The 22836-nt window shown below is 69.3% G+C and carries 19 protein-coding genes; 8 read left to right on the top strand and 11 right to left on the bottom strand.

Annotated features, from left to right (window positions below; all coding sequences use genetic code 11):
* Positions 1–144 precede the first annotated feature (144 nt).
* Positions 145–2025 (top strand): ABC transporter ATP-binding protein/permease, encoded by a 1881-nt coding sequence (locus ON30_RS06720; RefSeq protein WP_051029010.1) that lies wholly within the window; start codon positions 145–147, stop codon positions 2023–2025.
* 53 nt (positions 2026–2078) lie between these two features.
* Here the strand turns inward: ON30_RS06720 and ON30_RS06715 are convergent, their stop codons facing one another.
* From ON30_RS06715 to ON30_RS38885, 4 genes are all read right to left on the bottom strand, one after another.
* Positions 2079–2507 carry a hypothetical protein gene (locus tag ON30_RS06715; protein WP_040704955.1) on the bottom strand — a complete coding sequence of 143 codons (429 nt, stop codon included), beginning with the start codon at positions 2505–2507 and terminating at the stop codon, positions 2079–2081.
* Positions 2507–4333, bottom strand: a complete 1827-nt coding sequence (locus tag ON30_RS06710; protein WP_040704954.1) for an acyl-CoA dehydrogenase — start codon at positions 4331–4333, stop codon at positions 2507–2509. The genes ON30_RS06715 and ON30_RS06710 overlap by 1 nt, the downstream gene beginning before the upstream one ends.
* An 84-nt stretch (positions 4334–4417) precedes the next feature.
* Positions 4418–5779, bottom strand: coding sequence for an NAD(P)/FAD-dependent oxidoreductase (locus ON30_RS06705; protein ID WP_157183636.1), 1362 nt, complete (start codon positions 5777–5779; stop codon positions 4418–4420).
* A 6-nt stretch (positions 5780–5785) separates the two neighbouring features.
* Positions 5786–6238, bottom strand: coding sequence for a hypothetical protein (locus ON30_RS38885; RefSeq protein ID WP_157183635.1), 453 nt, complete (start codon positions 6236–6238; stop codon positions 5786–5788).
* 346 nt (positions 6239–6584) lie between these two features.
* Between ON30_RS38885 and ON30_RS42205 the strand changes: the two genes are divergently transcribed.
* The 4 genes from ON30_RS42205 to ON30_RS06685 all read left to right on the top strand — a co-directional run bounded on the left by ON30_RS42205 (position 6585) and on the right by ON30_RS06685 (position 11331).
* Positions 6585–6812, top strand: coding sequence for a response regulator transcription factor (locus ON30_RS42205; RefSeq protein ID WP_218006238.1), 228 nt, complete (start codon positions 6585–6587; stop codon positions 6810–6812).
* Positions 6813–7262: 450 nt separating this feature from the next.
* A complete protein-coding gene (locus tag ON30_RS38375) occupies positions 7263–7772 on the top strand; it encodes a hypothetical protein (protein WP_051029008.1) in 510 nt (169 codons plus the stop codon).
* Positions 7769–10591, top strand: a complete 2823-nt coding sequence (locus ON30_RS06690; RefSeq protein ID WP_040704952.1) for a M48 family metalloprotease — start codon at positions 7769–7771, stop codon at positions 10589–10591. The genes ON30_RS38375 and ON30_RS06690 overlap by 4 nt, the downstream gene beginning before the upstream one ends.
* 305 nt (positions 10592–10896) lie before the next feature.
* Positions 10897–11331, top strand: a complete 435-nt coding sequence (locus ON30_RS06685; protein WP_040704951.1) for a hypothetical protein — start codon at positions 10897–10899, stop codon at positions 11329–11331.
* 57 nt (positions 11332–11388) lie between these two features.
* Here the strand turns inward: ON30_RS06685 and ON30_RS06680 are convergent, their stop codons facing one another.
* Positions 11389–11661, bottom strand: a complete 273-nt coding sequence (locus tag ON30_RS06680) for a response regulator transcription factor (protein ID WP_040705021.1) — start codon at positions 11659–11661, stop codon at positions 11389–11391.
* A gap of 296 nt (positions 11662–11957) precedes the next feature.
* Between ON30_RS06680 and ON30_RS06675 the strand changes: the two genes are divergently transcribed.
* Positions 11958–13166: a TetR/AcrR family transcriptional regulator gene (locus ON30_RS06675; protein WP_245553959.1), complete on the top strand. Its 1209-nt coding sequence runs from the start codon at positions 11958–11960 to the stop codon at positions 13164–13166.
* Between the two features lie 35 nt (positions 13167–13201).
* Here ON30_RS06675 and ON30_RS06670 read toward each other — a convergent pair whose 3' ends face one another.
* From ON30_RS06670 to ON30_RS06660, 3 genes are all read right to left on the bottom strand, one after another.
* Entirely contained in the window at positions 13202–14287 is a 1086-nt protein-coding gene (locus tag ON30_RS06670; RefSeq protein WP_040704949.1) for a ThiF family adenylyltransferase, read from the bottom strand.
* Positions 14284–15720, bottom strand: a complete 1437-nt coding sequence (locus ON30_RS06665; RefSeq protein ID WP_051029007.1) for a phenylacetate--CoA ligase family protein — start codon at positions 15718–15720, stop codon at positions 14284–14286. Before ON30_RS06665 ends, ON30_RS06670 begins: the two co-directional genes overlap by 4 nt.
* Before the next feature lie 194 nt (positions 15721–15914).
* On the bottom strand, positions 15915–16163 hold the full coding sequence (locus ON30_RS06660; protein WP_040704948.1) for a LuxR C-terminal-related transcriptional regulator: 249 nt from the start codon (positions 16161–16163) through the stop codon (positions 15915–15917).
* A 410-nt stretch (positions 16164–16573) separates the two neighbouring features.
* Between ON30_RS06660 and ON30_RS38880 the strand changes: the two genes are divergently transcribed.
* Together ON30_RS38880 and ON30_RS35925 are read left to right on the top strand one after the other, a co-directional pair.
* Positions 16574–16729 (top strand): hypothetical protein, encoded by a 156-nt coding sequence (locus ON30_RS38880; RefSeq protein WP_157183634.1) that lies wholly within the window; start codon positions 16574–16576, stop codon positions 16727–16729.
* A 200-nt stretch (positions 16730–16929) separates the two neighbouring features.
* A complete protein-coding gene (locus ON30_RS35925) occupies positions 16930–17559 on the top strand; it encodes a TetR/AcrR family transcriptional regulator (protein WP_051029006.1) in 630 nt (209 codons plus the stop codon).
* Here ON30_RS35925 and ON30_RS06645 read toward each other — a convergent pair whose 3' ends face one another.
* The 3 genes from ON30_RS06645 to ON30_RS06635 all read right to left on the bottom strand — a co-directional run.
* Positions 17560–20277: a tetratricopeptide repeat protein gene (locus ON30_RS06645; RefSeq protein WP_040704944.1), complete on the bottom strand. Its 2718-nt coding sequence runs from the start codon at positions 20275–20277 to the stop codon at positions 17560–17562.
* A complete protein-coding gene (locus tag ON30_RS06640) occupies positions 20261–21637 on the bottom strand; it encodes a CHAT domain-containing protein (RefSeq protein ID WP_051029005.1) in 1377 nt (458 codons plus the stop codon). Before ON30_RS06640 ends, ON30_RS06645 begins: the two co-directional genes overlap by 17 nt.
* Positions 21634–22836 (bottom strand): hypothetical protein (locus ON30_RS06635; protein ID WP_040704943.1); only part of this gene is annotated, 1203 nt, incomplete at its 5' end. The genes ON30_RS06635 and ON30_RS06640, both read right to left, overlap by 4 nt.

The following is a 22836-nucleotide window of genomic DNA, read 5'->3' as shown; positions in this document are numbered from 1 at the left end:
CGACAAAGAGCCGTCGCGCTGCGGGGAAAAGGTGGCCATGGCTACTCTATGGGTCGACAGCTCGCGGGGGTCCTTCCTCAGACTTCGCCGATCACGGACCGGTCCGGCCGGTGCGCGCTGTTCTTCGGTGCGGCTGGACGGGCGATGGGCCCGTGGAAAACGGGAGAGTCGGTGGATACGTCCAGGGATTGGGGCAATGAGCTCCTCGCGACGGTGCAGTGGCTGGTGATCGCCTTCTCGATCACGGCGATCGTCTTCACGCTCGTGGTGGCGCTGCTGCTGCGGTTCACGGTCTGGGGTAGGCAGTTCTGGAAGGTCTCGGGCACCTTCTTCACGCAGCCGGGGGCGTGGCAGACCTATGTGTTCGTCGCGGTGCTGCTGTTCATGACGCTGTTCGCGGTCCGGATGAACGTGCTGTTCTCCTATCAGGCCAACGACATGTATACGGCGTTGGCGGCCGCGGCGGCGGCGATCGCGGGCGGCGACGGCGGCGAACTGGACGCGGCGAAGTCGGCGTTCTGGAATTCGGTGGTCGTGTTCGCCGTGCTCGCGACGATCCACGTGGTGCGCGCGCTGCTGGACTACTACTTGGAGCAGGCGTTCGACATCCGGTGGCGGCTGTGGTTGACCGAGCACGTCACCACCGACTGGCTGCGCGGACGCGCGTTCTACAAGGCCCGGTTCATCGACCAGACGATCGACAACCCGGATCAGCGTATCCAGGAGGACATCACCAAGTTCGTCCAACAGTCGCGGATTCTGTCGATGGGCGGCGTCAGCGCGGTCGCGACGGTCATCTCCTTCACCCAGATCCTGTGGGATCTGTCGGGACCGATTCCGTTGTTCGGGATCGAGATTCCGCGCGCGATGATGTTCCTGCTGCTGATCTACGTGCTGTTGACCACGGTGGTCGCGTTCTGGCTCGGCCGTCCGCTGATCCGGTTGAATTTCCTCTACGAACGGGCTACGGCCAACTTCCGTTACGCGCTGGTGCGGTTGCGCGACAGCGCCGAGAACGTCGCGTTCTACCGCGGCGAGGACGTGGAGCGGCGCGGACTGCTCGGCCGGTTCGCCGACCTGATCAAGGCGTACTGGCAAGTCGTGTTCCGGACGCTGAAGTTCAGCGGCTGGAACCTCACGGTCAACCAGACCGCGGAGGTGTTCCCGCTCATCATTCAAGCCCCGCGATTCTTCGACGGCGCGGTCACCCTCGGCGGCGTGCAACAGACGGCGAGTTCCTTCCGGGCGATCCACGATTCACTGTCGTTCTTCCGTGAGGCATACGACGATTTCGCCGCCTACCGCGCGGCCTTGATCCGTCTGGACGGTCTTCAGGTCGCGGGCGATCAGTCGCGGGAGTTGCCGCAGGTCACCGTGGTCGACCGCCCGGACGGGGTGGAGTTGAGCGGGATCGATGTCCGCAAGCCGGACGGGACGGTGCTGATCGAGCAACTGGCGCTGTCGCTGGGCAGCGGCGAGGCGCTGGTGGTGAAGGGCCGCTCGGGCAGCGGCAAGACGACGTTGCTGCGCGCGCTGGCGCAGATGTGGCCGTTCGCCTCGGGTGAGTTGGACCGGCCGGACGGCAACGGGACGCTGTTCCTGTCGCAGATCCCCTACCTGCCGCTGGGGCAGTTGCGCACGGTGCTGGCCTATCCGTCGCAGCCGGACGCGTTCTCCGACGACACCTTGCGCGAGGTGCTGGACAAGGTGCACCTGGGTCATCTGAGCGGGCGTCTGGACGAGGAGTCGGACTGGAACAAGATCCTGTCCCCCGGTGAGCAGCAGCGGGTGGCCTTCGCGCGGGTGCTGTTGACCCGGCCGAAGGCGGTGTTCCTGGACGAGGCGACCTCCGCGGTCGACGAGGGTCTGGAGTATTCGCTCTACAACCTGCTGCGCACCGAGGTGCCGGAGACGATCCTGATCAGCGTCGCGCACCGCAGCACGGTCGACAAGCACCACACCAAGCGTCTGGAACTCGACGGTTCGGGCCCGTGGGAGTTGGCGCCGGTCGCGGCCGAGAAGTAGGAGCACGGGGAAGTGCGGTGTTCTCGGACGCCGCCCTTCTCATGATCGAAGAGCTATCGCGCGGGTCGCATGCGCAGCGCGACGGCGCCTGCGACGGCGGCGATCAGCGCGCCGACGGCGTTGGCCCCCAGCGAGAACCACATGGTGAAGGTGGCGTTGTGCTGCCGCCAGGGCTGGTTGAAGGGCGTCCAGTCGGGAGCGAGGTGCACCAGCAGCACCATCACGCCGGTGAACAGACCGATCGCGATCAACACGTGGGGCGCGTGCGGGTGGTCGCGGCGGACGGCTAGGACCACGACGACGGCGAGCAGCCAGCCCGTGCTGCCGAGAACCAGTGTCGGCGTCGGGGTCTGGGGAATCAAGTGGACGATGTGTCTGATGCTGTGGATGAGGTAGCCGGCCAGGTAGGCCACCGCGCCGAGCCACAGCACCGCGCGTCTGCGGTCGGTGCGGCGGTCCGGCGTGGTGGGCGCCGCGCTCATCAGAAGGCGGCTTCGTCGAGGTTCATCACCTCGCCGTCGAGGGCGGACAGAACGGCTCTGACGGCGCTCAGTTGCGGAAGCACGTCGCGCGCGAAGAAGCGGGCGGTGGCGATCTTGCCTTCGTAGAACGGGTCGGTGGCACCGGAATCCAATGCGGTGAGGGCGATTTCGGCGTGGTGTAGCAGTCGCCAGCCGATCAGCAGATCCCCCACGGCGAACAGGAACCGCACCGAGCCGAGGCCGACCTTGTACAGCTCGCGCGAATCCTCCCGCGCCGCTAGCAGATGCGCGGTCAGCGTGCCGGTCATCGCCTCTACGTCGGCCAGGGCCGCGGCCAGCAGCGCGCGTTCGTCCTTGAGGCGGCCGTTGCCCGCTTCGGCGGCCACGAAGGCGCGCACCTGCCCCGCGAGATGCCCCAGCGCGACGCCGCCGTCGCGAGCGATCTTGCGAAAGAAGAAATCCTGTGCCTGGATCGCGGTGGTGCCCTCGTAGAGGGAGTCGATCTTGGCGTCGCGGATGTACTGCTCGATCGGATAGTCCTGGAGGAAGCCCGAACCGCCGAAGGTCTGCAAGGACTCGGTCAGGTACTGGTAGGCCCGCTCGGAGCCCACACCCTTGACGATCGGCAGCAGCAGATCGGTGACCCGCGCGGCGAGATCCGGGTCAGCGCCCGAGACATGCAGGGCCACACTGGAATCCTGGTGCGCGGCGGTGTAGAGGTACACCGCGCGCAGCCCTTCGGCGTAAGCCTTCTGGACCATCAGCGACCGGCGCACGTCGGGGTGGGCGATGATGGCGACCCGGGGCGCGCTCTTGTCGGCCATGCGGGTGAGGTCGGCGCCCTGTACGCGGGTCTTGGCGTAGTCGAGGGCGTTCAGGTAGCCGGTGGACAGCGTCCCGGCGGCTTTGACGCCCACCATCATCCGCGCGGACTGGATGATCTCGAACATCTGCGCGATGCCGTTGTGCACCTCGCCGACCAGCCAGCCCTTGGCGGGCACGCCGTGGCCGCCGAAGGTGAGTTCGCAGGTGGCCGAGACCTTCAGGCCCATCTTGCGTTCCAGGTTGGTGACGAACACGCCGTTGCGCTCGCCGATCTCGCCGGTGTCGGCGTCGAAGTGGAACTTCGGCACGAAGAACAGCGACAGCCCCTTGGTGCCGGGGCCCGCGCCTTCCGGGCGAGCCAGCACCAGGTGCACGAGATTGGGGAACAGATCGTCGGCGTCGCCGTTGGTGATGAAGCGTTTGACGCCCTCGATGTGCCAGGAGCCGTCGGCTTGGCGGACGGCCTTGGTGCGACCCGAACCGACGTCGGAGCCGGCTTCGGCCTCGGTCAGCGCCATCGTGGAGCCCCAGCCGTGTTCGGCCATCAGCGTCGACCAGCGCCGCTGCTCCGGGGTGAGGCTCTTGTGCAGCGAGTTCAGGAACGCGGTGCCGGTGGCGTAGATGAACGCGGCCGGGGCCGCGCCGAGGATCATCTCCGAGATCGCCCACGCGACCGCGCTCGGGGCGCCGAGCCCGCCCAACTCCTCGACCATGCCGACCCCGGCCCAGCCGCTCTCGCGCAGGGCGCGGTAGCTGGTCTTGAACGCTTCCGGCAGTCGCACGCTGTGGGTGTGCGGGTCGAAGATCGGCGGGTTGCGGTCGCCGACGTGATGCGAGGCGCCCAGCGGCCCCTCCGCCAGGCGGCGCACTTCGGCGAGCATGGTGCGCACGGTGTCGGTGTCGAGGTCGCCGAACGCGCCGCCGTCCAGCACCGGACCCAGCGCCAGCGACTCGAACAGGTTGAACTCGAGGTCGCGGACATTGCTCTTGTAGTGACTCATCGTTGTTTCCTGTCTCCCGCCGCGCCGGCGTGCGCCGCCGTCGCGGGTCGACCGCGGAATCCACCGCGGTCGCCCCGGTCCGGCTCAGGGGCGACGCACGGGCAGCCCGTCCTCGAGTCGCATGGTCAGGTCGTGGGCTTTGGCTTGCGCCCAGGCCAGCGGTTCAGCCCCGTACCGCTTGCGCTGGTCCCCGACGAACATCAGGTCGGTGTAACTGGACTGCTTGTCGAGCACCAGATCGCGCAGCACCTTGCCGACGGTGTTGGTGAAGGCGACGCCGTTGCCGCAGTAGCCGTGGGAATAGAACTCGCCGCTGGGCAGCCGCCCGACATGCGGCACCAGATCGGGGGTCATATCGATGCAGCCGCCGTAGGCGTGCGTCACGCGCAGGCCGCGCAGGCTCGGGAAGTACTTGTGCAGCAGGCCGATCAGGTAGTCGCGCGGTTTGCGCGCGCGCATCCGCTCGTCGGACATGTCCCGGCCGTAGTGGTAGGGCACGGGGCCGCCGCCGATCAACAGCCGGTTCTGCGCGGTCAGCCGGGCGAAGGCGATGAGGTTGCGCGCCTCGACGAACCCTTCGCGGCCCGGCCAGTTCAGCCCCGACAACTGTTCGGGCGTCAGCGGTTCGGTGACGATCGCGTAGCTCCACATCGGGCGCACCATCGACCGCAGTTGCGGAAACTGGTGCTGGTAGGCGTTGGTCGCGTAGACCACCCGCTGCGCCGTCACCGCGCCCGCGTCGGTGCGCACCCGGTAGCCGGAGCCCCGCACGTCGACCGCGCGGGCCGCGGACTTCTCGTAGATGTCGACGCCCTGGGCGCGCAGCACCCGGCTGACCCCGCGACTGAGCCGGTGCGGGTTCACCATCGCGCCGCCGACCTCGAAACCGCCCAGCAGCGCGGGACTGTCGACGCGCGCGCGGATGCCGGGACCGTCGAGCAGATCCGGCAGCGAGGTCGCGCCGAGCTGCTGGATCAGGCTCAGATCCTTCTCCAGGTTGCGCAGTTGCCGCCCGTTGGTGGCGACGTTGAGGTAGCCGGTCGGCTCGATCTGGGCGTCGATGTCGTGCTTGCGCGCGAAACGCTGCACCTCGAGGATGGATTTGCCGACGATCGTGTAGGCCAGTTTGGCGCGATCGGCCCCGTACGCCTTGATCAGGCTGGACAAGTTGTGTCCGATCGTGGGCGTCATGAAGCCGTCACCGTGGCCGGAGGCGCCCGACCCGGCGTAGTCGGCCTCCAGGATGACCACGCGCAGACCGGGATCGGCCTTCTTCAGGTAGTGGGCCGTCCACATGCCGGTGTAGCCGCTGCCGATGATGCAGACATCGGCGTCGATCTCACCCCGCAGACTCGGACCGTAGGTCACCTCCTCGGTCTCGCGCCAGTAGACGCCGTAGGTGATCGGGCTCGCCGTTTCGGCGCCGGCCGTACTCGAAGCAACCACGTGCACTCACCTTTTCTCGAACGCGATGCGCGACAACCGGATATGCCCGCCGACGAACGGACCGGCCGACGCCGATCGACACCGCCGGCGATCCGCGAGCGCGGTGCTCCGACCACGACGAGCGGTGATCCGCTCCGCGTGCGACATCTCGTATCGGGCGGAATGCTCGAAGAATTCGACCGGGCCGGTCGCGGCTTTTTCGAGCATATTCATCGGTTGCCGACGCCCTTCGATCAGAATTGTGACGAATTCGACAGCGTCGGCGCGAACGAGATCAATACCGGCGACGACGAATAACGTTCCGCCCCGCGCGGCAATATATCGCCCATGCGACCGACGGATACAAATACAACATGTCGGCAGCACGCGTGCAATTCGTTGGCAGCATGCTGCCAACGGGTCGACGTTCCTTGACAGTCCCGGAAGGGCGCGGATCACGCGCGAGCGACTGCGCGCCACCCGAAGGGAGGGTACAATGCGACGGAATTTCTACTACAGAGTTCCGTAATACCTGACGCTTCCGACCCGCGATCGCACCGCACAGCGAGTCGCCGACATTTTTCCGACACTCCCTCCCGAGCACCGGATCACTTCGGAAGACCGCATCTGATAAGGCGTTTATCCACGTTGCGTCGTCGCCGCACGGCGACTCGGTCGACCGAACAGTAGCCAGTGGATCGCTGAATGGATTGCCCCACCCCACGGAGCGCACTTTTACCTGGAACTACCTGGTTAGCCAGAGATTTCGATTGCGACCCCGGAGAATGCGTAATAATATAACTTCGGCGGCCTGAATCAACAGGGGGTGTTCGAAATCACGCAACAAACTTCTTTCATCGAAACAGATCTATCTCCGAGAGAACATACTTTACTTCAGTTACTCGGACGCGGATACACCGACGAAGCCGCGGCCCGGCGGATGAATTTATCCGTACGCACGGTACGAAGGTTGACATCGCAACTGATGAGTCAATTGGGCGCGCGCAGCCGTTTCGAGGCCGGCGTCCTCGCCTCGCGGACAGGTCTGGTCTGACGCCCCCTTCCGCTCCGGCGCGGAATTCTCGAACACACCGGTTCCCCGGCGGACCGGCAATCCCCTCTCGCATAACCCCGGAACGCGGCGCTGATTTTTCGCCCGCGTTCCGTTCCTTTTTCCCGATCCGTCCGGAAAGCGGCGCGCCCGTATTTTCACAGCCCGCCGCGCGGGCCGACTCCGAAGCGGACCCTACTGTCCGGTCGGAGTTCTTCCCGTCGACCTCCTGAATACCCGACGGGCGCGGTTTCGGGCGCCGAACGGGATTGTCGACACGAACCGTTTGCGAACCGCACATATCGACGTAACATCGGGCCGCCGCGAAATAGCCGCGCACCCTGGGCTTTCCGCGCGACGCGCCGTGAATTCGGTTGACATGGCTACCAGACTCGTCTCCGGCGCGGCGTCCGCCGACCGAACGGTATAATTCGCGCGTCGACAGGAGAACGAATGCCGAGCCGGCACAGGCGATATCCGGATTCCGGATCGCCCACCGTGCGCGCGGTCGTGCGCGATGTCGTCGCGGCCGTCGCGCGCGCCGAGACCGTCCTGCTCGACGGTCTGGCCGACGCGCGCGACGCGGAGATCACCCGCGCGCTCACCATGCCCCGGACCAGGGGCGATCGACTCGGCTTCGGCGTCACCGACACCGCCGCGCTGATCACCCCGATCGTGTGGTCGGCGGTCGTGCGGGCGGGACGGCCCGAACGACCGGACACCTGGACGCGCCGCGCCGGACTCCGACTGCGGGCGCGCGTCCCCGGACGCCGCGCGCCGGCGCGGGTCCCCGCCCTCACTCCCGAACAACTGCGTGAAACCCTGGCGCGGGTCACCGCGCTCGGCGCCGAACGCGGGCTGTCGGAGGGCGACTGCGCGACCGTCACCCAGGCCCTCGGCGCGCGGTTGGCCGGTCAGGTCCGCGCCGAAGGCGACGCGAGAGGTCCGGCGGACCGGCGATGACCTCTCCCGCCGAGCGGGGCCGCGCGGACGCGGGCACCGTCTACGAGCGCGTGATCGGGACCGGAACGAGCGTCCGGTTCGCGCTGCTGGTCGTGCTGTCACTGGTCACCGCCGCCGCGATCGTCGGCGAGCGCAGCACGGACCCCAGCTACCTGTGCCTGCTCGCCGCGGGCGGCGATCCGGACCACTCGATCCTGCACAACTTCCTGGTGATGCAGACGCAGTCGGCGGCCTACACCGCCTGCGAGGCCCGCCTGACCCACCGACTGCTGCCGTGGTGGGCGGCGCCCGTCGCGCCGATCGCGCTCGCGCTGGTCGCCGTGGGGCTGTTCCTGGTCCTCGGGCCGTGGAAGGTGCGCAGGCGCAAACTGGTTCCGCTCGACCGGATCGACGCCGACGGTCTGCTCGGCGCGCAGTTGCGCGATCTGGTCGCCGTGGCCGGACTGCGGCGTGTCCCGCGCTTCGTCATCGACGCGCGCCGACCCACCACCGGCGCCGTGGTCTTCGGCCGGACCCGCGCCCCGGTCGTCTGCCTGCACGGCGGTCTGGTCGCGAGCCGCTACGCCAACCCGCGCCACTTCCGTACCGTGGTGCTGCACGAACTGGCCCACGTCCGCAACGGCGACGTCACCCTGACCTATCTGACGGTGGCGGTGTGGCGGGTCTTCCTGATCGTGTTCCTGCTCCCCTACATCGTCTGGCACCTGCTGGGCGTGTTCCAGGACCAGCAGTACCGCAGCGACTTCGTCTTCTCGCTGCGCAACGTGGCGTTCACCCTCGTGCTGGTCCTCGCCGTCTACCTGGCCCGCTCGGATCTACTGCGCAGGCGCGAGATCCAAGCCGACCGGACCGCCGCGTCCTACGATCCCGGCGGCTGGGAATGGGCCGTGGCCGACCCGCCCGCTCGTCCCGGGCGGGCGCGCGCGGTGTGGCACGCCTTCGGGGACCTGTGGCGCGCCCACCCCCGGTGGGAACGGCGTCGACGCGCGCTGCGCGACACCCGCGCGCCGTTCGCCGTGGGTCGACTGTCGATGTTCCTCACGGGGCTGGCGGGCGGTCTGCTCGCCGCCCAGGCGTCCGCCGTCGGCGTGCGCGTCCCGGGGGCGGATTCGGCCGCCGCGCCGCTGGCCACCGCGCTGGCGGCGCTGCTGGTCACCGCTGTCGCGGGCCGGATGCTGTGGCGGGCCACGCTGTTCGCGGCCCTGGCGGGCGGCGCGCCGCCCGCGCGGTTCGTACCGGGGCTGCTGGTGGGCTGCGGATCGATCGTCGCCGAACTGCTGGTCAACCGGGCCGCGATCGGCGAGTGGGTGCCCCGCGCTCCCGCCGTTCTCGCGCTCGCGCTGATCGTCGGGGCGATCTACAGCTGGTGGATCGTGGAATGCACCGTCCTGTGGACGGCGGGCGGCGCGCCGCGCAGGCTGCGGATGGCCGAATACCTGGTGCTGGGCGGGGCATTCGTCGGATTGGCGACCTGGCTGTCGTGGTGGGGCGCGTCGGGGACGATGCACCTGGTCGGCTGGCCGATGAGCGCCGCGGCCTACCTCGACGCGCGCTTCGGCGCGACCCCACTGCCCGACGAGGTCGAGATCGCCGTCCAAGCCCTGTTCCACCTGTCCGGATTCGAGTCCGCGAACCTGGCGGCCGTCGCGATCTGCGCGGTCACCGTGATCCCGCTCGCCGCCACGATCCTGCGGCGCTCCCGGGGAGCGCCCGGTGCGGGCGCGCTCTCGCGGTCGGTGCTCACGGTCGGTCTGCTCGGCGGCGCGGTGACCGTGACGGCGACGGTGTTCGCGCTGCGCGACCTGTATCGGCTCGACCCGCTGCCGCCTCCCCTGGCCGTCAGCTGGATGTTCTTCGGCAGGCTCACGGCCGCCGTGGTGGCGGGCGCGCTGTGCGCGGCGATCGCGATCAACCTGCGCCCGCGGCCGTTCCGTTTGACGGCCACGCTCGTCGCGGCCCAGATCGCCTTGCTCGCGGGCGGCGCGGTCACCCTGTCGGCGGCCGGGTCGGCGACCTGCCTGCCGCTGGTCCGCGGGCCCGCCGCCGCAGCGTGCGCCTGGCGGTCCGCTGCCCCGATGCTGGTGCTGACCATGTCGGTGGCCGTGGTGACGGTGAGCCTGGGCCTGGCGGCGACCGTAGCGATGGCCTTCGCCGGACTCGACGCGCTGCGTCGCACGAGCGCCGTCTCCGCCGCGCCCGCGAGCCGGGGGCGGAGCCGCTCCGGTCCGCGCACGCGGCGGGCGGCCGCTCTAGCGCTGTGCGCGGCGATCCTGACCTTCGCGGTCCTGCGGCCGCTCGCGCTCGCCGAACCCACGAGCGGCGACGCGGAGAGTTCGACACCGATCATGAAAGCGCCCGACGCGGTGGACAGTTCGAGCTTCATCCGGATGCGGCAGGTCCAGGCGTGGAACGCGGCGGGCGGCGCGGACCTGGTGTCGCGGGCGCTGGCGGAGTACGACGCGATGGTCGCGATCGTGGGCCGGGCGGCCGAATCCGACGATCCCGAGTTCTGGGCACGTGAACTCGCCCGGATGGGCGGGATGTGCGCGAACCTGCGCGCGGTCCGGGCCGAGGCGGGGCGGTACTTCGCGATCCCCGACGCGGCGGCGGACGCGTCCTGGGCGCGTTTCCTGGACCGGGTCGACGGGATCGCCGCGCACTGTATGGATCTGGCGAGCCGCTTGGACCGCCGCCCGCCCGGCGACCCGGACGAGACGCTGCTGCGCGCGCTGGCCGTGGAAGTACCCGATGAATTCACCGCCGCCGGACAGGACATGATCGCCGCCATGGCCCGGATCACCGTGGTCCTGGGCGGTTGAGCGCGGGGAGCATTGCCTGTTTCGCCAGGTCACGCGTACCCTCGCGGACACCCCCGTACCGGTGTCCCCCGATCGCACGATAGCGGGTCATCGATGGGGTGGCTTAGCTTCGGTGCCAGGGGAAAGGTTTCGGATGGGACGGGTTGCGGCAGCCGCCGCGGGATCGGACAGTGGGTTGGGATGAGTGGGCCGAAGGGCGATCGCGACGATGCTTCCGCCCCATGGGGTACGGGGGTTTCGCGCCGCGGGCAGGCGGTGCGCAGGGCGACCGGCGCGGGGTACCGGGCGAACGGAAGGGATCAACGATGACGCGGACCGTCTCGTCGGTCACGGTCTCGGCGACCGCGCTGAGTGATCTCATCCTGGCCGTGCACACCGCGGCCGAACAACGCGGCTTCGCGCTGCACCGACGCTGGCGCTACGACAACGTCGTCGGCATCGGCACGGCCCGACTGCGCGACCTGGCGCTGCCCGTCGCGCGGACCAAACACAGCGGCACCGTGCCCGTCGCGGCGATCACCGTCGTCACCCACAACCGGATCTCGGTCGACGTGCTGTTCGAAGTCGACGCCGACCAGGCGCGCGCGCTGTTCTTCTGCGCCACCGCGGCATCCGGGGCGCTGTGGGATCAGGAACGGTCCTGGGGCTGTTTCCTCGCCGACGCCACCTCGGCGGCCCTCGACGCCGTCGACGTCGTGCCGACCGTGCGACGCACCCGGTCCGACGAGCCCGAACAATGAAGCGGCCCGGTACCGTTCGACGCGAGGTCGGGCGGTACCGGGCCGGGGGGCGCGATGTCAGAGGTCGTCGATGTGGATCAATTCGTCCTGTAAGGCGCGGGCCACCAAGGCGGCCTTGGTCGGCGCGGGCCTGCCCACCGCCGCGTACTTGTCCCGGATCCGCGACAGGTGGGTGTTGACCGTGCCGAGGGAGATGAATAGGCGCTTGCCGACCTCGGCCTTCGAATCGCAGTGCAACCACGCGAGCAGGACATCGATCTCGCGGGGACTCAAGGACGGGCGCACCGGAGGCGAGAAGCTCTCGTCCGGACGACCGACTGCGACAGTCATGGTGGGCATCCCTTCCGCCTGGATACCGAGTTACACACTCGAGCAAGGCCATTCGATAGTTGGCACCATCCAATCGCTGTGAGTCTGCCGGCTCACTCCGCGACGCGAACGAAACCGACTCCGGTGAGAGCGATTACTCTCATCGACACGCGTAACAAGTCCGCCGGGATACCGGATGCACTCATCGAGATATCCGCCCGGGGGGCGGGCGCGTACGGGGGACGAGGGGCAAGGAGCAAGCGATCAACAGCGATGACCACGTCGTTCACGAGCTCGTGCAGACCGGGATCCGGCTCGTGCTCGAACATCCGGAACGTCTGCTCGACGGCGGGCTGCGCAGCGAAGAGGTGATCAACCTCGCCGATTCCTCGCACGCCACCTTCTACCGGAAGTTCACTACGAAGTCGCGGTACCTCGAGACGGTGCTCGAACGACTCGTACAGACCACCGCGCCGCCGCAGGCCGACGTGCGGGGGAGCGTCCGCGCGGCACTCGCCGCCGCCGACGGCAACCGGCGCACCGCGCTACGTGGTTTGGTGCGTGCGCATTTCGACCAGTTCTTCGGCTCCGCCGCCGGTGTGCACCGACTGCTCTCGACGGCGTTGGGCACCGGTAGTGACCGGACCGCGCAGTCCGTGCGCGCCGCCTACCGCCGCGGTGACGACCTGATTCTCCAGGTCTTCGAGGTCTTCTTCGCCGAATCCGGTGCGACGCTGCGCAAGCCGATCACCAAACGGCACCTGTCGATCACGCTCACCGCGCTGCTCGACGGTTTCCTCCTGCGCCACCGCGCCGAACCCGCCGCGGTGAGCCCGGAATTGGTGGCCGACGCGCTGTTGGCGGTGTTGAGCGTGGCGGTGGACAACGCCCAGCGCCACGGGCACATCGACGACGTGACGGCGCTGGAGGTGCCACGCGGCAGGCCGAGCGCGCTGCCCAGCGAACCGCGAGCGGCGATGGTCAAGGCCGCCAGGGCGGAATTCGCCAAACGCGGCTATTTCATGTCCTCGATCGACGCCATCGCCGACGAGGCGGGCGTGCCGATCGACGCCGCCACCCGGATCTTCCCCACCAAAGCGCACGTCATCGTGGGGGCGCTCAAGTCCGGTCACGACGCGCTGGCCCAAGGCATCACCGACGATATGGCGCTGGGCCGGGACATGTCCTCGGTGCTGGAACAGCACTGCCTGCGGGTGGCGCGGTTGGTGGAGGCGGAGCGGCCCTTCATGGACGCGCTGGTGGCGGCGGTCGCGCACGACACCTACGCCGAACCGGACGGTCTGCTCTCCATCAAGCGCGAGTTGAACTTCCCCGGCCTGATGGTCGCGGTCATCCAGCGCGGCCAGGACGACGGCGACTTCTCGGGAGACCAGTCGCCCGCGGAACTGGCCGCGCTGCTGACCAATACGTTGCTGCTGCGCTGCTTCACCCGTCGCGGCGTCTCGGCAGAGGAGAACGCGCGGTTCGTCACCCGGTTGGTGCTCGACGGGTTGCGCGGAAACTGAGCCGGGCGGCCGGGAATCCCGGCCGCCCGCTCGGATCAGCTGTGCCCGAGGGGATTCCGCGCCGCCATCGTGCGCAGGAACTCGGTCTCGCTCATCTCGTTCCACCGGTTCGCCTCGCCCGCCGCCGGACCGAGCAGCGCGCGGTCCAGATCGACCCGGTAGCGCCCCGACTCCAGCGGATGACCGCACACGATCAGCCGCGCCGCGAAGGCCGCGACCGCACCGGCGACGGTGGCCGCGGTCCCCAACTGCGGCCACGACGGCAGCGACCGCCCGACCTCGGTCAGCGAATACCGGGTGCGCGGGGTGATGTCCGTGCCGACGATCAACCCCGCGATCCGCACCCGCTCGCGCGGATCGGCCAGTACCGACAGGTCCAGATCGGTGAGATCGCCCGCGCGGCCGTGGAACAGCGGATAGCCGCGGTCCAGGTCGTAGCGCTCGACGTCGAGGATCGCGTTGTCCCCGTTGTCGGTCGCCATCAGCACCGGGATCCCCGCCGCCCGCGCCCGCCTGCGCAGGTCGATCTTCGCGGCCGCGTCGTCCATCTCCTCGAGCACCACCGTCAGCGGTTCGGTCCCGACGCCGAGGAAAGCCTCGGCGGTGTCGGCGGTGTAGCCGAGCGGGAAGGTCTCGACCTCGCTGAACGGGTCCAGATCCAACACCCGCCGGTGCGCGAGTTCGACTTTGGGCGTGCCGATGTCGCGCACCGAGGACACCAACCGGTTGAGATTGGTCAGGCCGAGGGTGTCCCGGTCGGCCAGTCGGAAGCGGGTCGCGCCGGTCAGCGCGCACGTCGTCAGCGCGGAGGCGCCGACGCTGAGTCCGGCCACCCCGATCAACGCCGAGGACCAGCGCCGCTGCTCCCGCTCGTCGATCAGGTGACGGTTGCGCGCCGTGCGCAACCGTCGAAAAGTTTCGGGGTCCGGCAGTTTCACGATCGCGCCGTCGGACTCGAACACCGCGTACCGCACCCCGGGCAGGTCCGCGCCGGGGTCGAGTTCGCGCAATTCCTCCAGGGCGACGCTCCAGGCGTCGACCACGCGGCGGCCGGAGCCGGAGACGAGCAGCGCCGCGAGCAGCGCGCCCTCGTCCCCGGCCGGGTCGTGGATCTCGATCATTCGTTGCTCTCCAGGTAGTTGTGCTTGGGACGGTCGAGCCGGAAGCGGGCGCTCCCGTGGGGTTCGGCGATCACCACCGGCACCGCCGCGTCACCGATGACCGCGTGCAGTTGCCGGAATTCCGAATTGGTGCGGTCGAGGGCGGCCAGCACCTTCTCGGTCACCTGATCGGTGAACATCGAGGTGATCGAGACCTGTTCGCGCAGTTCCACCCGCAGTTCCAGCGACTGCGTGAACGCGTCGTCGGTGCGGGTGATCAGCACGAACTTGCCGGTCAGCGCCGGGCTGATCGCCGGGTCCTCCAGCGCGGCGACCACCGACTCCGGGAACAGCTTCACCGCGTAGTAGCTGGTGCTGACGTCGGTGCGCCGCCGCAGCGCCAGGAACCCGGAATCCGGGGTGCTGGTCTGCACCGGCAGGCAGTACCCGTGCCGGGCCAGCACCGCCGCGACCCGCGCCGCCGACAGGATCGAGCCCTGATCGTTGATCCTGTACCGCAGCAGCGGGACGGCGGTGTCGGCGGTGAACAGGAACGACCCGTCCTCGTCGATCTCGGTGTAGCGCAGGTTCGGGTCGTATTCGACGAAGGTCGGCAGCGCGTCGGCGGACCCGAACAGGTCGAGGGCCAACTCGGGGTCGACGTCGGCCAGCCTGCGCACCGCGATCGTGGTGGGGGTCTCGTGACCCATCACCCCGATGTCGGCGGTGCCGTAGATCAGGCAGATCCGCTCGAACTCCCCCGCCCGCCCGATCCGACCCAGGATGTGGTCGCGCCAGCGTTCGGTGATGCGCTCACCGGCCAGCAGCAGGCGCAGGTCCAGCGACAGCACCGCGCTGCCCGCCCGGTCCAACACGTCCTGGACGAAGGGCGGGTAGCCCGCCAGCACCACCTGGTCGTAATCGCCGCCGAGCGCGGCGATGTTGTCCAGGACGGCGTCGTTGATGCCGGGGGCGATGACCGAGACGCGGTGGCCGCGCTCGCGCAGTCGCTCCACCGCGCGCATCGTGATCGTGCCGCCGATCCAATTGCCCATCGCGAAACCGACCACCACCAGCGTCGACTTGCGGCGGGAATCGAAGTGCCGCTCGAAGATCCGGTCGTAGAGTTCGACGTTGTCGGCCGTGGAGGCGTCGTTCTGCGGCCAGTAGGTCGGGGTGCCCGAGGAGCCGGAACTGGCCGACCAGACCACCGCGACCGTCGGATCGCCGTTCCACATCAGCGCGGTGCGCGGGTAGTTGTGCAGGTAGTCGCGTTTGGTAACCGGCGCGACGGTGGCGAAGTGCGCGGCGGTGCGGATGGACCGCGCGTCGATGTGATGTTCGGCCAGGAAAGCCCCGTACGCCTTGACCTCGCGGGCCGCGCGGTGGAACAACGCCAGCGCCCGCTCGGAGCCGGGACGCGAGCCGGAGGGGGCCTGAAGTGCCTTGGTCATCCTGGAATCTCCTTCTCGGGAAGAGGGAGCTGCTGCCCCTCTGCCCGGAAGACCGATCCCCCCGGCCCGCGATTCGCGGTGCCGGACGTCTCGTGTCCGCACGCGGTGAAGCGTTGGGCGCGAATCGTTTTCGAACACAGAAGTGCCCCGGTCCGTCCGCACGGCGGCGGGACGTGTCCGGGGCGCCCGTTGTCTCAGCGGAGTTCGGCGACGGTGATCAGGCCGTCCTGCAAAGCCCGCGCGAGCAGCGCGGCCTTGGTGGGGGCGGATCTGTCGAGCGCGTCGTACTTGCGCCGAATCCTGGTCAGGTATTCGTTGACGGTGCCGAGCGCGAGGTAGAGATCCCGGCACACCTGTTCTTTGGTGTCACGCCGCAGCCAGGCCAACAAGACCTCGACCTCACGCTCGGTCAGTTCCGGCCGCCGCAACAGGGAGACGCTCATCGGAAACCACCAACCTTCATCCTGTGTGTCTCGTATCACCCCTGCGCACCCAGAGTAGAGCCAGCACCAAACTGGATGCAAGTCAATTTCGAGTGTCGGCCCGAGACACGCCGCAACACCCGCTTCACCACACCCGAAGCGCGACCCCCGATCTCGGAACTCCCCTACCCGTTCGGCACACACCACGGTCCCGGCGGCCTGGATCGCGACGGGCGAACAGGGCGGGCACCGTGCGGTCGCCGCCGCACAATGTAGCTCGGGGGGAAACGGTGGCGCTGTCGATCGTTCGACAGACAAATGGTCGGGGAATGGTGGGCGAATGTCTGTCGAACGCAGTACAGCGCACCGAGGCCGAAAATGCCACGATCGAATGCGACAGCCCGCCAACATATTCGACCGAGGAAAAGTCCATGAGCCAGTGTGAGAAGTGTTACAAACGTCTCAACGATTGCCAGTCCTGCAAAGGGCGCGGCGGCGGCTACGGGATCGCGGGCAGGCTGAACTGCTCGGCCTGCCGCAACACCGGCCTGGTGTGCAACACCCACGACGGCCACTGGAAGAAGTAACCGAACCCGTCACGAAATCGAACGCGAGGCCACCCCGCGCGAACGAACAGGCCACCACGTCGCCGCGAAGAGGAAAATCGGCGGCGCCGAATTCGAGGGGTGTTTTCGGCCGCGGCGCATTCGCCGCGGCCGAAAACGTGTGCGGAGTCGGAATTGCACCGGAGTTCTGTCCGGATTCGAAAGGTGTAGCCTCGATGCCCATGAACTCCCCGCTCGACTCCCGGCAGCGCAGCGCCGAGACCAAACGGCAGCGCACCCGCGAGCGCCTGCTCGCCGCCGCCGGCGAGCACTTCGCCACCCGCGGGTGGCAGGGCACCAGGGTCGAGGACATCGCCAAACAGGCCGGGGTCAGCGTCGCCACCGCGTTCAACCACTTCTCCAAACACAGCCTCATCGGGCAGGTGTACCTGCCACTGTTCGAACCGCTGCGCGCCGCCGCGCGCGCGGACGTGGACGCGGGCGTGGACCCGCTCACGGCACTGCGCCGCCACGTCACCGACCTCAGCGCGCTCGGGCGGGAGAACCAGACCCTCACCAACGCGCTCTTGGCGGCGGTCTTCGAGCAGACCGCCAACGGAAAGGCTGAACCGGGCGACACCAACGACGCGCGCAATATCGTGCCCATTCCGGAACCGATGATCGGGATCATCGCCTACGGTCAGGACCAAGGTCGCTTCACGAAGCATCCGTCCGCCGTGGCCATGGGCGTCTTCCACTCCAACGCCATGATGCTGCACATCTACACCAAACACGGCGAGAGTGCCGCCGACACAGCCGAACTCATCTGGAGCCAGGTGGAACCCGCTGTGCTCGACGGAGTTCGGCGGTAATCACCAAGTTCGCACCGGCGCGGGCCGCTGCACCACCCCGTAGCGCTGGTCGGCGCTGTCGAGGAAACGCCCGAGGACGACGTGGCCGGTCGGATTCACCAAGCGCGGGGGTGGGCGCATGGGCAGTTTCGCACCGGCGAGGAGCGTGGCGGCACCGCCGATCCGAATCGGTTCGGCCGCGGTCGGGGGCCCCGGTGTCCGCGCCGAGGTCTCGATGTCTTCCAGCGGGACCGTGTCCAGGATGGCCAGGCGCGGGTCCGCCGCCTCGGAAGCCGCGGCGGCGACGTGGGTTCCGGAGTTGACGGTCATCTCGACCAAGTCGGCCATCAACGCGCCGTTGCCGTACCGGTGCGCCCAGTCGAACATGGTCGCCAGGTACTCGCCGAGCGTGCCGCTGCGCCAGGCGACCCGGTCGGCGGCATGGGGAAATTGGAGTCGCTGGGCGTCCAAAAACAGAACGGCGGGCACGGCGAGGTCGAGCATCGCGTACAGGTCCGCGCCGTTGCCGACCCGACGCAGTTCGGCCGCGCCGAAATCGCAGCGCGCGACCTCGGCGGTAAGCCCGAATTCCGCCGCGATCGCGCGGGCCGAGCGGATGTGCGCCGCGGCCGAGGCGTGATTCCCCAGGCGCGAACACAGGTGCGCGAGATTGCGGTAGGTCATAGCGAGATTCCAGCGCATCGCCGGGTTCGACTCGTAGTACCGGCGGGCGCTCTCGGTCAACCCGTGCGCTTGGACGGGGTCGCCCTGGGACAGGATGACGACCGCGCGGTTCTGCATCGCCCCCATCGCCAAGCGCTCGAGTCCGGCGCGGCGGTAGATCCGCTCCGCGATGGCGAACGCGTCCGCCGCGGCCGCGAGGTCGCCCTTGTGGAACCGGACCGCGCCCAGACCGTGCAGGATGGTGGCCTGATCGGTCTCGAGGCCGGATCTCCGGGCCAGCGCGCGGGCTTCGCGCAACACCTGTTCGGCGTCGCCGTAGCGACCGGTATCGCTGAGCAACAACCCCTTGACCACTTTCGCACTCAGGTGCAGTCGGTGGGCTCCGCTGCGCTCGAACATCGCGCACGCCGCATCCAACAATCGCGCGGCACGCGCGTAATTGCCGAGGAAGTACTCCGCGGTGGCCACGCGGACCTGGGAGGCCGCCGCGTGCAGCCACTCGCCGAATTCCTCGAACTTCGCCCCGGCCTCGGTCGCCTCGTCGATCCCGGCGGCGAAGTCGGCGGTGTCGATGAGCACCTGGGCACGGTCGCCCCGGCATTCGGCGAGGAACTCGTCGTCCCCATTCTCGCTCGCCCACCGGATCGCACTGTCGAGCATGGTCATGGCCGCCGCGTAGTCGAGTCGGGTGGAGGCGATCACGGCCATGATCCGCAGCGCGCGCCAGTACCGGGGCGCGTCCGAAGCCAACGCGAATTCGTCCCGGGCACGCGCCACCGCCGTCTCGGCGGCATCGACGCGCCCCTGATGCAACCAGACCATCGCCAGCAGGACCTCGGCATCGAGTTCGGCCAACCGGTCGGCGGTTTCGCGTCGGAGGTCACGCAGCCGCGTCAACGCCTCGGCGGCCTCGGAGTATCGGCCCACCCCGAGACACGCGGCGCCGAGCGCGGTCTCCACGTGCGCGACAGCTATGGGGAGATCGGTCAAGTACCGCGGAAGGTCCTCCGCGAGCACACGTTCGGTGAAATCCTCCGCCGTGACGATCTCCCGCAGCAAGGCGGCGGTGTCGGCGGCCACGTCGATCTGCGCGGCCTCGATCTGTAGATCCGCGAGTTTCGGGTACAAGTCGATCAGCCGTGCCTGACACCCCACGCGATCGTCTTCCATGTCGTGCTTCTCGAAGACCGTTCTGGCCGCCACCGTGCGTGAGATGGCCTCGGGCACCCGCTCGAGTTCCTGGTACAGCTCGCCCAAGGAGTTGTCGCAGTTGGCGATCGCGACTTCCTGTTCGCTCGGGTCGTACATTGCCCGCGCCCGAAGGTAGTCCGCCTCGGCCTTCGCGGTGTCGCCGAGTGCGTGGCTGGTTACGCCGACCAGGTAGACACAGTCGGCGAGATCACCGTGCTGGTCCTGTTTTTCCAGTAGTGCGCACAGGGCGGTGAATTCGGTGCGCGCGCCTTCGGCGTCGTCGAGTGCCATCAGGGTGGCCGCGCAGTCGTGACGGGCGAAGGTCTCGCTCTCCAAGTCACCGAGGCTTTCGAAAGCGGCGGCGGCGGAACGGTAGAGCGGGAGGGCTTCGGCGTAGCGTTCGGCGGCGTACATGGCGTCACCGAGGGCGTCGTCCACTTCGGCGGCGGCTTCCACGACGGCGTCGCGTTCGAAGTCCTCGTAGTCGTGTTCGGCGATGAGGCGGAAGCCTTCGCGAGCCAGTCGCAGGTAGGGGACGGCTTCGTCGTAGCGGCGGCCTAGTGAGAGCCACACGCCCGCCAGGTGCGCGCACTCGACGGTCACTTCGGTGAGTGGTTCGTCCTCGAGCAGGTCCATGGCCTGGACCAGGTATTCGACGCCGGCCGCAATGCCCGCCAGGCGCGCGTGGGTCGCGCCGATCCAGCGCAGGCAGATCGCCGCGCGTTCGACTTCGGGGTGGTCCGCGCAGTCGGCGAGCGCCGATTCCAGGACGGGCAGCGCGTCGGCGGCGCGGTTCTCGTCGAGCAGGTCCAGGCCGTGCAGGAACAGTGCGCTCGGCCAGTCGTCCTCAGCGGGGTCCGTCACCGGTGCCGGCGAATTCTCGGGCGGCGGGGTCCACCGGCGGACGGGCGGGGGCGATGGTGTGGGTCAACGCCGCCCAGACCAGCGGGGTGCAGGCGGGGTCGCCGGTCGCGCGCCAGCGACGCAGTCGGTCGCGCTGCCAGGCGGCGAGTTCGCCGAGGGGGTCGGCGCCTTCGTGGGCGGCGTCGACGCGCAACGCCAGGTCGCCGGTGGGGTGGATGTCGGTGTGGCCCGCCGCGCGGAAGGCCGCGTCGGTGGGCAGGGTCCAGCGGGTGGTGGTGACCAGTCCCGCGCCCGCGTTGACCATCGCGACGACCAGGCCGAAGGTTTCGGCGGCGCGGTAGTCCGCACCGCCTTCGCAGGCGATCATCGCTACCCGCGGCGGCATCGGCCACAGTTCGTAGCCGTATTTCGCTTCGTCGTGGCCGTAGGTCTTCCAGACGGCGGCGTCGGCGGACGAGGTGCCCAACAGCAGGTCGACGGCTGCGAGCGGACGGTGGTCCTGCGTGGTTTCGCGGGCGCGGCCGTCGTCGCCGATCTCGCGCAGCGGCGCGGCCATGCCCCAGGTCTCGGCGGTGTCGCTGAGATGGATGGCCGCGGAACCGGGTTCGGCGTCGGAGGAGCTGACGTGACCGAAGTAGAACAGCCGCGAGCGCGGGGTCCGCAGCGCCTTGCTCAACCCGACGCGGGTGAGCCGGGGTCGCAGTCCGGCGCTCGCTTCGCCGACTCCGAGACGTCCGGCCTGTACGTATTCGTCCAGTCGCGTCGCGAACGGGCGGGTGTCGGGCGGTTCAAGGGCGGATTTCAACGCGAACAACTCGGCCGAGCGTCGGGGCACTTTCGGATCGATGACGAACAGCGGCGGACGATCCCGCGCGACCTCCCACGGATCGGGCAGACACGGGCGGCCCGCGTGGACGGCGGAGGGCGGTTCGAGCAGCGAATCGGCCACCTCGAGCAGGCGCACGTCGTCGTGGACGCACAGCAGTTCCCAGGGGATGCGGGCCAGTCGCGGACTCGGCGTCCAGCGCACCCGCACCCGCACGCCTGCCTCGGCGCGGCGGCGGATGCCCGCCCGCAACGCCGCCGGGAACACCGCCTCGGTCAGCGCGCGGGACAGTTCGCGTTCCCGCGCGACATCGGTGAACGTGCCCTCGGCGACGGCCGAGCGGGTGCGTTCCTCCCGCTCCCGGTCCAGGGTGGGCGCGGCGAGGGCGGCGTCGAGTCGAGCCAGGGCGGACCGCGTCGCCTCGACGGTGAGGACCGCGTATTCGGGGCGGTGCACGTCGTCGAGCCACCGCCAGGTCAGGTAGGTGGCTCCCGCGTCGGCCGCCCGGACCAGGACATCGACCTCGCGGTTCACGACATCGCCTCCGGCGGCAGCAGTTCGGTGAGGATCGGGTCGAGTCCGCCTTCGTCGCGCAGCGATTCGGCGTAGCGGGCCACCGCGTCCCGGCGGGCGCGTAGCAGCGCGGCGACGTCGTCGTCGGAGGTGGTGTCCGCGCGCTCGTCGAGGTCGTCGAAGACGGCGTCCACCTCGCCCACGGTCATCATCAGGCCGGTGCGGTAGTCGGCCTGCATGCGGCGCAGCAGATCCTCGCCCGCGTCGACCGGGGCGGTGCGCAGGGTGGCCAGCGCGCCGCGGTGTCTGCCCCAGATCTCGACCATCACCCGGTCGACGTCGATCAGCGGACGATCCCTGGGCGCGGTGCGCAACGTGTCCGGGTCCGTGCCCGCGGCGAGCACGCCGAAGACCAGGTCGGCGCGGTCGTTGCCCAGCGCGGGCAGGCGCGCCACCAGGCCCTCGCCGTGCGGACGCATCGGTGCGGTCGCGGTGAGTGCGCCGTCGGCGCGCCGGGCGGCGAAGGCGAGTATCCGCCGCGCTTCCAGACAGGTCGGGTCGACGCCGTCGGCCAGCGCCGTTCCGACGACGAAACTCGCCGCGGCACGGTCGTGTTCGATCGCGAGTTCCGCGTGGTCCGGCCCGCCCCAGGCGAGGATGCGGGGCGGGACGGCGCGGATGTCGACGGGTTCGCGGTCGTCGCCGTCGCCCACGCCGAGGCTCGACGCCCCGCCGCCCACGAGAGCCGTCTCACTCGCGCGCCGCCACTCCGCGAGCAGCGTCGCGAGGTCGTCGTCGGACAGCAGGGCGTGACCGGCGAGGTCCTCGGCGATCTCCTCGATCGGCCCGTCGACGCCGCAGGCCAGCGCGATCCGCAACGCCTCGTGCACGAGTTCGACCACCACATCGGGTAATTCGCCGTCACGGGAACGCTCGCCCAGGTCGAGCAGGGTGTCCTCGGCGGCGACGAACAGCGCCGCGGCCTCGAGGTCGCGGCCGATCAGGTGAGCGGCGACCGCACGGTCGAGCAGCAGCGCGCCCTCGTGCACGGGGCGCAGGATCCAGCGGCGCGCGGCGGCGACGGCGGCGTAACGCGTCCACGGGGCTGTCAGCACCTGACCGGTCAGCACCCGGCGTTCCGCCCCCGCGGCCCGAACCCGGTCGAGCACGCGCGGCAGATCCGGGTCGCCGACGGCCGCGGCCAGTCCGTCGGCGGCCGC

This window comes from Nocardia takedensis NBRC 100417, from assembly GCF_000308695.1.
Taxonomy (GTDB): Bacteria; Actinomycetota; Actinomycetes; order Mycobacteriales; family Mycobacteriaceae; genus Nocardia; species Nocardia takedensis.
This window is presented reverse-complemented; position numbering and strand designations above follow the sequence as displayed.